Origin of the sequence: Paenibacillus sp. NPDC093718 (assembly GCF_050279985.1) — a bacterium.
Classification (GTDB): domain Bacteria; phylum Bacillota; class Bacilli; order Paenibacillales; family Paenibacillaceae; genus Paenibacillus_AQ.
Genome location: NZ_JBNNUS010000003.1, coordinates 137,008 through 150,244, shown reverse-complemented (window position 1 = coordinate 150,244; position 13,237 = coordinate 137,008). Strand labels below are relative to the sequence as shown.

The 13,237-nt window shown below is 50.5% G+C and carries 12 protein-coding genes; 8 read left to right on the top strand and 4 right to left on the bottom strand.

Annotated features, from left to right (window positions below; translation table 11 throughout):
- Positions 1-94 precede the first annotated feature (94 nt).
- From ACQKPA_RS10535 to ACQKPA_RS10525, 3 genes are all read right to left on the bottom strand, one after another.
- Positions 95-610 carry a DinB family protein gene (locus ACQKPA_RS10535; RefSeq protein WP_427491953.1) on the bottom strand — a complete coding sequence of 172 codons (516 nt, stop codon included), beginning with the start codon at positions 608-610 and terminating at the stop codon, positions 95-97.
- A 74-nt stretch (positions 611-684) separates the two neighbouring features.
- Complete coding sequence (locus ACQKPA_RS10530) at positions 685-1,290, bottom strand: class I SAM-dependent methyltransferase (RefSeq protein WP_427491951.1); 606 nt, start codon at positions 1,288-1,290, stop codon at positions 685-687.
- Positions 1,283-2,698 carry an NAD-dependent malic enzyme gene (locus tag ACQKPA_RS10525; RefSeq protein WP_427491948.1) on the bottom strand — a complete coding sequence of 472 codons (1,416 nt, stop codon included), beginning with the start codon at positions 2,696-2,698 and terminating at the stop codon, positions 1,283-1,285. Before ACQKPA_RS10525 ends, ACQKPA_RS10530 begins: the two co-directional genes overlap by 8 nt.
- Before the next feature lie 205 nt (positions 2,699-2,903).
- Between ACQKPA_RS10525 and ACQKPA_RS10520 the strand changes: the two genes are divergently transcribed.
- Positions 2,904-3,203, top strand: a complete 300-nt coding sequence (locus ACQKPA_RS10520; protein ID WP_113058223.1) for a hypothetical protein — start codon at positions 2,904-2,906, stop codon at positions 3,201-3,203.
- Positions 3,204-3,584: 381 nt separating this feature from the next.
- Positions 3,585-4,616 (top strand): lytic polysaccharide monooxygenase, encoded by a 1,032-nt coding sequence (locus ACQKPA_RS10515; protein WP_427491946.1) that lies wholly within the window; start codon positions 3,585-3,587, stop codon positions 4,614-4,616.
- A 967-nt stretch (positions 4,617-5,583) separates the two neighbouring features.
- On the opposite strand, the gene ACQKPA_RS10510 is transcribed toward ACQKPA_RS10515, so the two are convergent.
- Positions 5,584-6,345, bottom strand: coding sequence for a DeoR/GlpR family DNA-binding transcription regulator (locus ACQKPA_RS10510; RefSeq protein WP_427491944.1), 762 nt, complete (start codon positions 6,343-6,345; stop codon positions 5,584-5,586).
- Positions 6,346-6,707: 362 nt separating this feature from the next.
- Here ACQKPA_RS10510 and ACQKPA_RS10505 point away from each other — a divergent pair, with 362 nt between their 5' ends.
- From ACQKPA_RS10505 to ACQKPA_RS10480, 6 genes are all read left to right on the top strand, one after another.
- Positions 6,708-7,763, top strand: coding sequence for an ABC transporter ATP-binding protein (locus ACQKPA_RS10505; RefSeq protein ID WP_427491942.1), 1,056 nt, complete (start codon positions 6,708-6,710; stop codon positions 7,761-7,763).
- A complete protein-coding gene (locus tag ACQKPA_RS10500) occupies positions 7,756-8,634 on the top strand; it encodes a carbohydrate ABC transporter permease (protein WP_326112029.1) in 879 nt (292 codons plus the stop codon). The genes ACQKPA_RS10505 and ACQKPA_RS10500 overlap by 8 nt, the downstream gene beginning before the upstream one ends.
- A gap of 38 nt (positions 8,635-8,672) precedes the next feature.
- Positions 8,673-9,506, top strand: a complete 834-nt coding sequence (locus ACQKPA_RS10495; protein WP_427491939.1) for a carbohydrate ABC transporter permease — start codon at positions 8,673-8,675, stop codon at positions 9,504-9,506.
- Between the two features lie 61 nt (positions 9,507-9,567).
- Entirely contained in the window at positions 9,568-10,884 is a 1,317-nt protein-coding gene (locus tag ACQKPA_RS10490) for an ABC transporter substrate-binding protein (protein WP_427491937.1), read from the top strand.
- A 26-nt stretch (positions 10,885-10,910) separates the two neighbouring features.
- Positions 10,911-11,678 (top strand): glycerophosphodiester phosphodiesterase family protein, encoded by a 768-nt coding sequence (locus ACQKPA_RS10485; RefSeq protein ID WP_427491935.1) that lies wholly within the window; start codon positions 10,911-10,913, stop codon positions 11,676-11,678.
- Complete coding sequence (locus ACQKPA_RS10480; protein ID WP_427491933.1) at positions 11,675-12,895, top strand: sn-glycerol-1-phosphate dehydrogenase; 1,221 nt, start codon at positions 11,675-11,677, stop codon at positions 12,893-12,895. Before ACQKPA_RS10485 ends, ACQKPA_RS10480 begins: the two co-directional genes overlap by 4 nt.
- The last annotated feature ends 342 nt before the right edge of the window (positions 12,896-13,237 follow it).

Sequence of the window (13,237 nt, the reverse complement as noted above, 5' to 3'; positions counted from 1 at the left end):
TGAGGCCTTTTTAAAGGGGGAGTGAATGTGAATCGGCAGCATGCCAAGGGGCATCCTTCCAGGCCAAATGCCGTGCAAGGATGCCCCTTATAAACTAAGTTAAATATTTATCCCGTAGAATATTCAGGTGATGAAGCTCATGACCGGCAATGACATAGGCGGCTGCCCGGGCGGAGAGCGGGTAATTGTTGAATGTGCCCTGACGCAGCAATGCTTCCTCCGTTAAGCTTCCAACCAGCGTAATGGTAGACTGCCGAACGGCAGCATAATCCTTAAGGGCTTCCCGTAACGGAAGATGGCTGAAGGGTGAATTTTGGACAAAAATCTCCCGGTCGTACCCCGAGAATTCACGGGCATCTCCACGCGCGATGTAGAGAATGCGGTAGTTCCATAAGCGCTCTACATCGGCGATATGTCCGACCACCTGTTTTAGACTCCATTTCCCTTCCGCATAGCGAACATTCGCTTGTTCTTCCGTCAGATCGCTGAGCGATCGTAACGTTTCATCATGCTGGCGCTGCAAAACTTCGGCAATATGGCCTTCGGGGACAAGAGAGACGTATTTTTCGGCGAGGGGCAAATATTCATTAGATTCAGGCCTTGTGTTCATAACAAGTTCCTCCAGATTAATTAATAAGAGCTTACGTTAAAATTTATGCAGACAGGCCAAAATGAATGAATGGATCAGGTTGCCTGCGCCCAGATCAGATGAACGATGCCGTTCCAATAGCGTTCCGTCTTCACGATGTTCAGTTCCGAGGCATTCGCAATCTGGATCATGTCCCTATTATAATGACAGCCGGATATCCGCCGTGCTGCAGGGTTAATCAGATGCTGCATGACGCCAAGGAATCGGTTCGTGCTCATGCCATGCTCCAGTAAATAAACGCGGCCGCCAGGCTTGGCCCAGCGGTTGATTTTATTCAAAGCTTTGACCGGATCTTCATAGCCGCATAGCGAAAGGGTAGATACAACGCAATCATAGGAACGTTCCGGCAGCTCCAGCGTTTCGATATCCCGTTCCAGGAAATGGGCCCGAATGCCAAGCTCGGAGGCCATACGCCGCGCACGGCTTAACATCTCGGGACTGAAATCGACAGCTGTTATGTTCACCATGTCGGGATGATAAAAGGGGAAGTTCGCGCCGGCGCCGACAGCTACTTCAAGCACGTTGCCCTCTACATCCTGAAGCAGCCGCTGTCTCCATTCACCGAGCCTGCGCTGTCTGGTGTTTCTTTCATATATCGCTGCCTGCTTATTGAACTTCCGAATGAGGGTTTTCTTATTCACGCGGGATTCTCCGGGCAACGCCGGTTTTTACCGCCGCTTTCACGACAAGCTCACGAATGGCTTTCACGACGTTCTGGTTAAATACGCTTGGAATAATATACGACGGGTTGCGTTCCTCATCCGATACGGCGGATGCGATGGCTTCGGCTGCGGCCAGCTTCATCTCCTCATTAATCGTGGTCGCTCTGCAGTCCAGGGCCGCACGGAAAATACCCGGGAAGCAGAGGACGTTGTTAATTTGGTTCGGATAATCCGAACGCCCGGTTGCAATGACGCCTACAATATCCTCGACCTCTTCCGGCTTAATCTCAGGCGTAGGGTTAGCCATTGCGAACACGATCGGATCTTTAGCCATGGCTTGTACATCCTCACGACGCAGGAGCCCGCCGGCAGAGAGGCCGATGAATACGTCGGCACCTTGGATCACTTCGCGCAGGGTACCTTCGACTTTATTCGGATTCGTATGCTCTGCGTACCATTGCCACATACTATTACTATATTCTTTTCCAGCAACCAGCGCTCCCTCGCGGTCTACGCCAATGATGTCCTTGACACCGGCCGACAGGAGGATTTTGCTGCATGCCACGCCCGCAGCGCCGATTCCGCACACAACGATCCTAACGTTATCGATTGATTTTCCGACAATTTTCAGGGCATTGATCAGTGCCGCATACAGAACGACCGCTGTGCCGTGCTGGTCATCGTGGAACACGGGAATATCCAGCTCATCCCGCAGTCGTTGTTCGATCTCGAAGCAGCGCGGGGAGGAGATATCCTCCAGGTTAATGCCGCCAAAAGCCGGAGCCATTGCTTTGATGCAGGCAATAATCTCTTCTGTATCCTGGGTATCCAGGCAGATCGGGAAGGAGTCTACGCCCGCAAACTGTTTGAAGAGCATCGACTTTCCTTCCATGACCGGCATGGCCGCATAAGGCCCGATGTTGCCCAAACCGAGCACGGCGCTACCGTCCGAGATGACGGCCACCGTATTTCTTTTAATGGTAAGTGTAAAGGCTTTTTTTGGGTCCTCTTGGATGGCTGCACATACGCGGGCAACATCAGGCGTATAGACGCGCGACAGATCATCGCGGTTTTGGATTGGAATTTTGGGCTGGGTTTCGATCTTGCCGCCGAGATGCAGCAGGAAGGTACGATCCGAAACGTTGACGAGCCGGACGCCTTTTAGATTTTTTACGGCATCTGTAATTTTTCCGATATCGACGCTGTCCGTTACCGTAATGGTAATATCGCGTACGGTAATGTGGCCGCTCGCCTGAATGACGTCGATGGCGACCATGTCTCCCCCGGCTTCAAATATGGCGGATGCTACCTGACCGAATTTGATTTCTTGTGTATTCATTTCTAGTCTGAGGATAATGCTCTTTCCTCCGAGTCCGTTGTTTTCCATTGTTACCTCCAAATGTTTGATCGATTTCGTCATTCTCAGTGTATGTAACTGTGCAAAATGTTAACGTTATCATAGTTCGCTGAGCAGTGGTCAATTTCCTGTTTCATTGCAAAGAAACCGTGATATATATAAGAAGGATTTTTTGGAAATGCAAAATGTCAGGGAAGTATAATCAAAAGCAGCTTATTGTGAAGGAGAGAGCGCCATGAATGCCAGAATCGAGGAACTTGAAAAGCGTCTGACGACCCAGCATCATAAGGACCTGTTCCTTCAGATGAAGCATACGTTGAAAGCCGTTGACGATTTGGCCGAACAGCACCGGATCTACCAGGCCGTTCAGGCACTCAGCGGCACACGCATTGTAGGATCGGAGGAGAACGTGTATTTTGATACGTTGAATCAGGTCAAGGAACAGATCATTCATACCCTGGAGCTTACGATCGAGGATTTGGAACACAAAGGGGATAAACATTATAAGAAGCATTTTAAGGACGGTGTGGAATAGGAGTCGTTGCGCGGTTTGAACGGATAGAACAGCATGGAATGAAAGCATGGTTCCCCCAGGGGAGGCATGCTTTTTTTGTGATTTTTTTCTGCAATTTCTGTGTGTTTTCATAACATTTCAGGTTACATATTTATCCAATTTCATTGAAATGTGTAACAAATCGTTGATTAGTGTTATGGGATACGGCTTTCAGATGCTTTAAAATAATGATAGTACTGGTAAAGCTTGGACGATGGTTGTGGAAGATTTCCAAGTTCAGTCAAGTTATCAAGCAAGTTAAGAGGGCAACTAAGGTATCAAAGAGAGGGAGGTGGCCTGATCAGCCGGAGGTTATGTAAGCGTTTTATTTATTATCTTTTATATTAAAGGAGGATTAATTGTATGACTTTAAGTTTACCGAACAAAGCTTGGCTCAAGCATCTAATCATTGCCGGTTCCACGATGTTAGTGATGACCTTGTTCATGGTTTTATTTGCAGATAAAGCTTTTGCCCACGGATATGTCGATTCCCCAGGCAGCCGCGCCATTCTGTGTAAGCAGGGGCAAAACACCGATTGCGGCGCAATCGTGTATGAGCCTCAAAGCTTGGAAGCTCCTAAAGGCTGGCCGAACGCAGGCCCTGCCGATGGCAAAATTGCCAGTGCAGGCGGCGCGTTCCCTAAACTTGACGAGCAATCCGCAACTCGCTGGAGCAAAGTAAGCATTTCCCCGGGAACCACAACGTTCCAATGGCATTTGACAGCCAACCATGCGACGGCAAGCTGGAAATACTACATTACAAAAGACGGCTGGAATCAAAATGCTCCGCTGAGCAGAGCTTCGTTTGATCTGACGCCTTTCTGCTCCATTGACTACGGCGGTGTAAAACCTCCGACAAACTATGCATCCACTTGTAACGTTCCTGCAAAGTCCGGTTACCATGTCATTCTGGCGGTATGGGAAGTAGCTGACACAGCTAACGCTTTCTATAACGTTATCGATGTGGACTTTGGCGGTGGAACTCCGAATCCAGGCGTACCAGCACCGACAGGACTTACTTCCCCATCCCAAACCAACAACAGTGTTTCCTTGGCATGGGCAGCTTCCACAGGTGCTTCCAGTTACGAAATCTACCGTGACGGATCCCTTGTAGGTACATCCACTACAACCTCCTATACCAATACGGGGTTAGCCGAAGGAACGTCCTATACGTATACTGTGGTAGCCGTAAGCAGTACGGGCAGCAAATCATCAGCATCCCCTCCGCTTACCGTATCAACATCCGGAAGCGCAGCGACCTATCCGGCATGGAGCGCAACAGCCGTTTATTTAGGTGGCAGCAAAGTCAGCCACAACGGCGTGAACTATGAAGCAAGATGGTGGACTCAAGGCGAAACTCCTGGATCTGCCGAAGTTTGGAAGGTCATTCCTTAATCGATAGTGTGAGAGGTCCGGCGTCTTATGACTGCCGGATCTTTTTTAAGCAGCCGGCTGGAAATGAGAGAGTGGGGGAATCTTTCCTTTTGTTGCTTCCATTAATAAGTGTAGAGGAAATAGCTTCCATCTGTACGCATTGACCCTGGTGGCGCTTGGAATTACCTATAGAAATGTTGGGTGGGTTCACGGACTGTCGATGTTCTTCATTCGATGATTTCATGGCTTTCGTCAACTTTAACGGACCCTAGTTCCGTTATTTAAGATTATAACCCGATTTTTCACAATGTACCGGACTCCAGATCCGCTATTATGAGAATTACGGGAGCAAATACCGATTAAAACAGCAAATAAGGTCCGCTGGGTCCGCTAAAGTTACTAAAAGGGTTGTTTTCTATGAAATAAGGTATTCTGAGTCCGTTAGGAAGTCCTTATACCATTGAACAAGTACATCGTGCGCACTGCTCCCTGTGCGCACGGTGCGTGGTCCGGGGCATGCTTAGATTGGCTGTCGACCGTTGAGTTTTGGACATATTGAATGATATGGCGATCGTATTTTGGGGCGTTCAGTGAATTTCTGCTTATTGCTCTTTTGGTCTAAGCTAAGGGGGGGATCGCGAAAAAAAGCGAGTATGGATGGTAAACATAACAGTGGAATAAAAATAAACAAGCTGCCGGCAAGCAGCAGCTTGATCAGGCACCCCTAGGGGTGCCTTTTGTGTTTTCTGCAGGAAGGATATTCAGATATGCCGAGGTACGCCAAGGTATGCATTTATGAAAAGTATGCCAAGGTATGCAAGGTGTGCAAGGTACGCAAGGTATGCAAGGTGTGCAAGGTACGCAAGGTGTGCAAGGTACGCCAAGGATGCAAAGGTACGCAAAAGGTACGAAGGTATGCAAAGGTGCGAAGGTATGCAAAGGTACTCAAAGGACGCAAGGTATGCAAAGTGTGCAAAGTGTGCAAGCCTCAAACCCTGTACACGGTAATGCCCCGTTCCTGAAACGGCTTGATATCCGAGTCGGAAGCCTCGCTGCCGGTGACAAGGGTATGTATCGCGCTGTTGGGAGCGACCGTGTGCAGAGACAGCTTGCCGATCTTGCTGTGGTCGGTGACAACGACAATTTCGCCGGCGGCCTGAATCATGTTCTGCTTGGCCGGGACGAGCAGTGCTTCCGGGTGCATGAGACCATGCTGAGGATGCAGGGCAGGGGTACCGATAAATGCTTTCTCGACATGCAGGGATTTCAGCACATGGTCGGTAAACATGCCGTTTAGCATGTAACTCGAGGGGTACAGCTCCCCGCCGGTCAGGATGACTTTGATGCCTGGAGCATCACGAAGTTCGACGGCGACGTTCATATCGTTCGTAATGACCGTAATGTCCGAGCGGTGCACAAGATGCGTTGCAATATGAAGGGTGGTTGTTCCCGAATCAATGATGATATTCTCCCCGTCTTCCACAAGTGAAGCCGCGAGCTGGCCGATGCGTATTTTCTCGTCCCGGTGAAAGTTGGTTCTCTCATTAAAGGACGGCTCGTTATGCGTCCATTGCTCCATGATGACCCCGCCATGCGTGCGCTTCAAAGCGCCTTCCTGCTCAATCTCCGCCAGATCGCGGCGGATGGTGGCCGTGTGAACACCGAATTCAGATGCCAGCGCAGCAACCGTTGCCGTTCGATATTGCCTTACATAATCAATAATCCTTTTCTTTCGTTCATGTGCCAGCAATCGATAATTTCTCCCTTCCTAAATAGACAATGAGCGGTGCAGGTACGTTAGTACATACAATGCGCACTTTTGCTCTTTTATGCTTAAGGATTCCATGTCTATCTAGTGTACTCCCATTATGTTAATGCCATGTTAAATCCCTTGCTGCGAAGCGAATTTACACAATCCGTACGAAGGTCTAACACTCTCCTAATATTGCACATCTACAATCGAATTAAATAAAAATGAACAAAAGTGATCATTACCTGTGCATTTGATGCGTACTTATTATCAGATGCATGTAAGGGATTTCATTTTTATGGATTCATTTATTTTTCGCTTGTCATGACAGCATCATTACACTTTCGTGAGGGGGATCGCTCTTGGCATCCATTGAATTTGTGAAAGTAAGCAAGTCGTTTGATCGTCAAACCGTCATACAGGACCTGGACCTAACCATCGAGGACGGAAAATTCACCGTGCTGGTCGGTCCGTCAGGCTGCGGGAAAACAACGCTCCTAAGGATGATCGCGGGCATTGACCCTCAAACCTCCGGTTCCGTTCTTATCGATGGCAAGGATGTTACGCGCATTGCGCCGGGTAAACGCGGCGTGGCCATGGTATTCCAGAATTACGCGATCTACCCGACAATGTCGGTCCGCGAGAATATTGAGTTTGGTCTCGTGAACAACAAGGTTCCCAAAACCGAGCGAACACGTCTGGTGGAGACCATAGGGGCAACCGTTGGACTGAACGATTACTTGGATCGCAAGCCATCCACCTTGTCCGGCGGACAACGGCAGCGGGTGGCTTTGGCCCGGGCGATGGTTAAGAATCCGTCCGTTTTCCTGATGGATGAGCCGTTGTCCAATCTGGATGCCAAGCTCAGGGTTCAGATGCGGATCGAGCTGATTGAGCTGCACAAGAAGCTGGGAACGACCTTTGTCTATGTGACCCATGACCAAATCGAGGCCATGTCGATGGCAGACACCATCGTGCTTATGAACAAAGGCGTCATTCAGCAGGAAGCGCCGCCAGAAGTAGTGTACCGGGAGCCCAGCAATCTGTTTGCCGCCCAGTTTATCGGGGTTCCCCCCATGAACATTGCGCCGCTTGGCGACGATCGCTCCACATTCGGATTCCGTCCGGAGAGCGTCGTGATTGGCACAGAACCGGAGTCGTTTCTTTATACGACCAAGGGGGAGGTCATCACGCGCGAAATGCTGGGATCCGAGACGATTTATCAGGTGAGGACAACGGAGGGCCAGGCATTCATGGTGAAGTGTCAGGATGACCAGTTCCATGTCGATCAGGAGGTATATCTCGGCGTACCGGCGGATAAGTTGTTTTTCTTCGGAGCGGATGAGAACCGGATCGAAGCGCAGGACGTCCGCTATAGGGAGTTCATGGAGCGGCTGAGAGGGCTGGCTCATGGATAAGAAGCGGATCTGGGAAGGGATCAGGCCCTATGTGCTGATCGCGCCGGCCATGGCGGGTATCATGCTGTTTGTGATGTATCCGGTAGGTTATCTGATTTACTTAAGCCTGTTCAAATACAACCTGATGAACAAGGACAAGAGCAAGTTTGTCGGACTGGACAATTTCACCCAGATTCTGGGTCGCGGGGATTTCTACAAAGCGCTCTGGAACACCTCCGTCTATACAGTTGGCGTCGTGATTCTTACCATGCTGCTGTCCCTGTTGATTGCGGTGTGGCTTAACAAGAAGGGCCGTTTCAATTCGGTCGTTCAGGCCGGGATTTTCACGCCGCACGTCGTTTCGATTGTGTCGATCTCACTGGTCTGGCTGTGGCTGATGGAGCCGAATCAAGGACTTCTCAACTATCTGTTCAAGCTGGTTGGGCTCCCGCCGTCCGCATGGCTGCAAAGCTCCAAGACCGCATTGATATCCGTCATTATCGTATCGGTCTGGCAGGCCATCGGTTATTACACCCTGATTATCGTGGCAGCCCTGCAGAGCATATCGCCAAGCATCTATGAAGCGGCAGCGCTGGATAATGCCAGCAGGTTCAAGGTGTTTTACAAAATCACATTGCCGATGATTTCGCCGCAGCTGTTTTTTATCCTGATCATCATGACGATCGGTTCCTTCAAAGTATTCGATACCGTTCAGGTGATGACGGGCGGAGGACCGAACAATGCAACGACGACGCTTGTGTATTACATATACGGATTCCGAACGACCAATATCGGTTATTCGGCCGCGACAGGCGTTGTGCTCATGGCCATTATCGGATTGCTCACGTTCATCTATTTCCGGCTGTTATCCAAGAAGGTCCACTATCAATAAGGCTGTAAGGCTTTGGCCACGAAGAAAGGAGGCGCGGTTTGAAGACCTTTGACTTAAAAATCGTATGGACGGCGCTGGGCTATTTGCTGAAGGCGGCAGTGCTCATGATATTCATCTTTCCGTTCCTGTGGATGATCTCCACATCGCTCCAGACATTCCGGGAGACGATGACGTTTCCGCCGACGTGGATTCCGGCATCGCCGCAGTGGGGCAACTTCGCGGAGGCGATGAATGCGGGGCCTTTCCTGACCTATTTCAGGAACTCGGTTGTCGTCACCGGTTCTATCATCGTACTGCAGTTCCTGATCATGATTCCAGCCGCGTATGCATTTGCCAAGTATAAGTTTCCGGGAAAAACGCTGCTGTTCGGCATGATTCTGCTGGCCTTCATGATCCCGGGACAGGTTACGTTCATTCCAGTTTATCTGATGATGGCGGATTGGGGATTGGTCAAAACCCTGCTGCCGCAGATCATCCCGTTCATCTCGAATGCCTTCGGCATCTTCCTGCTGCGGCAGTACTTCATGCAGATTCCGGAGGAAATCATTGAAGCGGCCCGTCTTGACAATGCGAGTGAATTCAAAATTATTCGGAAAATCATGATTCCCATGTCGAAGCCGGCACTAGCTACCATCGCGCTGTTCAGCTTTGTCAGCCACTGGAATGACTATTTCTGGCCGCTCGTCATGACCGATTCAGCTGCTGTCCGGCCGTTGACCCTGGGGATCGCCATGCTAAGGGAGACCGAGGGCATCAGCAACTGGCATATTATTATGGCCGGGAATGTGATTCTGGTGGTGCCCATCCTGCTTGTGTATGTATTCTGCTCGAAACACATCGTGAAGGCTTTTGTTTATTCAGGCATTAAATAATTACAGGAAATGACAGGGTTCAGCAATTCATAATCGAATAATTAATGGAGGAATGAGTCATATGAAATCCAAATGGTATACACTGCTATCCGTCATCATGCTGTTCAGTTTGCTTGCCGCATGCGGTGGCGGGGGAACTTCCAGTGATCCTGGCGAAGCCCCGGGCAGCGGGGGAACCGAAGCACCGTCCGGAGACAAAGGAAAAACCACGGTTCAGTTCTGGCACTCGCTGGGCGGCAAGAACGGGGAATATATGGACGCTCTCATCCAGCGTTTTAATGCATCCCATGAGGACATCGAAGTGATAGGCACCTTCCAGGGAAGTTATGACGAGACGGTAACCAAGCTGCAGCAGGCGATAGCATCCGATACCGGTCCGGATGTCAGTATGCTGGAGCGAGCCTACGTTCAGATGTTCGCCGATTCGGAAGTGCTTGAAGATCTGACGCCTTATCTTGAAGGCTCTGGCATCAGCGTCGATGACTTTACGCCGGGACTGATGGGACACTCCACCTTCAATGATCAATTGGTATCGCTGCCGCTGAACCGTTCCACCCCGATTCTGCATGTGAACAAAACCTTGCTGGATGAGCAGGGCCTTCAAATTCCGACCACATGGGAGGAACTGAAGGAGGTCGCCAATGCGCTGGTGGTTAAGGAAGGCAGCGAGTATAAGCGCTACGGCGTTACGATGCCTTATGACACTTGGTATCCGATTGCCATGATCTCGCAGGCGGGCGGCACTTTCTTCAATGATGATAATACGTCGATCGGCTTTTCGGATAACGGTGCAGGCGTCAAGATGTTCACTTACCTTAAAGATCTGCAAAGCACAGGCGCCTTGTATTATCCGCCGGCTCAGGATTCCGGCAACATTGTGAACAGCATGTTTGTGGAAGGCAAGGTCGGAATGATGTATCAATCTACGGGATCGATTGGCGGGCTGTCCAGCGCGGTGGATTTCGATTACGTGACGACATTCCTGCCTAAGGACGAAGTGTATGCGAATCCGACCGGAGGCGCAAATGTGACCATGCTGTCCTCTTCCAAGAACAAGGAAGCGGCATGGGAGTTCATCCGGTGGATGGAGATGGAAGAGGAAGGCGGTCTTGAATTTATTTTACAATCCGGGTACCTGCCTTTCACGAAGAAGATGGTGGAGTCGGAGAAGATCCAAGAGCTGTGGGCCAAAGAACCGAACCGCAAAGTCGCCTATGATCAGCTGGAATTTGCTACAGATACCAATAAGGACGTGGCATGGCCTGAGATTATGCATGAGTTCTTCTCGGCCATGGAAGCGATCATGTATGACAGCAAGGATATTCCGGCTACGCTGGATACCTTCAAGAAAGAGACGGAACGGATTTTGGCCCAATAACAACTGGTAAAGGAGTGGCAGGACATATGATCGAACGACTACGGGAACCATCCTGTACGATGGTGGCTGCACACCGCGGGTATAAATCAGCTTATCCGGAAAATACGCTGCTGGCTTTTCGCAAGGCGCTGGAGTTAGGGGTAGATATGCTGGAGTTTGATCTCCGGCTGACGCGGGATAAGGAAGTGGTGGTTATCCATGATGCAACGGTTCAGCGTACGACGAGCGGCACTGGCGAGGTGAGGGATTATACGCTTGCAGAGCTGAAATCCCTCGATGCGGGCAACTGGTTCGCTCGGGAGTTTGAGGGATTGAAGATTCCGACGCTTGCGGAGCTATGCGAACTGCTCCGGGAATATCCCGAAGTTCTGTGCAACGTGGAGATTAAGCCCAGTCCCGATGCCCAAGAGGCCGCCGACCTGGCGATTGACATACTGAACCAGTACGGGTACCTGCCGCGCTGTGTATTCACCTGCTTCGATGCAGAAGTTCTGACCCATATTCATGATACGCATGGTCTGAAGACACAGGGTTTTCCTGGCGAGAAAATGTCCCGATTTGTCTTCGGCGAGGATGGAACCTACTCCAAGATGTGGGCAATCGGCGTGGAGATGTCGCTGCTTACGCCGGAGCTCGTTGCCCGGTTTCAGGAACAGGGGCTGCTGGTCTGGAGCTATTGTCCGGACGATGAGAAGGGTGTTCGCTATTCGCTGGAATGCGGGGTTACCGGCATGACCTGCAATGACCCGCTGCCGGCGATGGCTGTGATCGGAAAGAAGGGCACCCCGATATGACCTCCATTTTATCGAATGTCCGAAGTTTGGCGGCGAACTTACCTGCTAGGCAGCTTTCGAATCTGGACGAAGTGGAGCTGGTTCAGATCCAGTCCGGAGCTCTGCGCGAGGTCGCGGGTTACCTTGAGACGAAACGCTGGACCTCGGCGGTGATGGTCGTAGACGGCAATACCTATGACGTAGCGGGCCAGGCGCTTGCGAGCCTGCTCACGAAATCCTCGATTCAGGTCCAAGTCACCAGGCTTCTTCCGGACCGGAAGGGAGATGTTATAGCGGATGAGGTTTCCCTGATTCAGGTCATACTGGATATCCAGCAAAGCGGGGCGAAGGCGGTGCTGGCGGTAGGCGGGGGAACGATTCACGATATTAGCCGGTATGCTGCTTATACCGCGGGCATTCCGTTCATCTCCATACCCACGGCCGCTTCGGTGGATGGATTTAATTCCAAGGGAGCACCCGTCATTATACGAGGGGAGAAAAAGACGATACCAGCCATTGGACCGAGCGCGATTTTTGCTGACGTCGATATTCTCATGTCGGCTCCCCCACAGCTTACCGCGGCAGGGTTCGGGGATATGCTGGGCAAATATACCTCCCTGTTCGACTGGAAATTCGGAAGCCTGGTGGCCGATGAACCCTATTTGCAAATCTCAGCGGATATTACGCGATCTGCGCTTAACCAGTGCGTGAAAGGGATAGAACAGATTGCGGAGCGAACCGAGGAGGGGGTACGCCTCTTAATGGGTGCGCTCGTCGAATCCGGCTTAGCCATGCTGCTGTTCGGTCAATCCCATCCGGCTTCAGGCTCGGAGCATCATCTGTCCCACTATTGGGAGATGGAGTTTATCCGGCTGGGGGAGAAGCAGCTGCTGCACGGTGCCAAGGTAGGTGCCGCCTGCGTGGAAATCTCGAAGCTGTATCATCGTCTGGGGGAACAGGGGCTTGAGATGAACAGAGACGCCTCCCAGAGTGCGAATGATGCTGCACTTCGGATCACGCAGCACTGGAATGAAATCCGGTCGCATATAACACAAATCCCGGAACCGGCTGAGCTGGCTGAGATGATGCGAACGGTCGGCGGACCGTCTGGGGTGTCGGAGCTTCCGATCAAGAGCGAATTGTTGAAGCGGAGCCTGGGTGAGGCCCACAAGGTTCGAAACAGCAGGTACACGCTGCTCCATGCCTATAATGAACAAGGATATCTGTTCGTAAATTAAGAATCCATTGCAATGAAATAAGGCTGGTTCCCTAAAAGCAGATCATTCTGCTTGATAGGGGACAGCCTTATTTGCTTTTATCCAGACGAGCTTCTATTCCTCCGTTTCATATAAACTCAAGAATTTCTGGAATCTGTTAGCAGGGACTAAAGATGTATGAAAATATTTATATATATTTAAATCTTTTGAACTAGATGGACACCTGAACTTTCGCTTTCTTACGTTAATGTCGAATTGTGTAAAATGTCTCATTAACCTCTCAAAAAACGAACATACCCTACCGATAACTAATAAAGTGGAGTCTTATTTCACCATTTTATACCATGATTTTTCGACGTAATT

Coding starts and splice junctions, on each gene's coding strand:
- ACQKPA_RS10490 (WP_427491937.1), top strand. CDS start 9,568: ATGAAATCCAAATGGTATACACTGCTATCCGTCATCATGCTGTTCAGT.
- ACQKPA_RS10485 (WP_427491935.1), top strand. CDS start 10,911: ATGATCGAACGACTACGGGAACCATCCTGTACGATGGTGGCTGCACAC.
- ACQKPA_RS10535 (WP_427491953.1), bottom strand. CDS start 610: ATGAACACAAGGCCTGAATCTAATGAATATTTGCCCCTCGCCGAAAAA.
- ACQKPA_RS10500 (WP_326112029.1), top strand. CDS start 7,756: ATGGATAAGAAGCGGATCTGGGAAGGGATCAGGCCCTATGTGCTGATC.
- ACQKPA_RS10520 (WP_113058223.1), top strand. CDS start 2,904: ATGAATGCCAGAATCGAGGAACTTGAAAAGCGTCTGACGACCCAGCAT.
- ACQKPA_RS10525 (WP_427491948.1), bottom strand. CDS start 2,698: ATGGAAAACAACGGACTCGGAGGAAAGAGCATTATCCTCAGACTAGAA.
- ACQKPA_RS10480 (WP_427491933.1), top strand. CDS start 11,675: ATGACCTCCATTTTATCGAATGTCCGAAGTTTGGCGGCGAACTTACCT.
- ACQKPA_RS10515 (WP_427491946.1), top strand. CDS start 3,585: ATGACTTTAAGTTTACCGAACAAAGCTTGGCTCAAGCATCTAATCATT.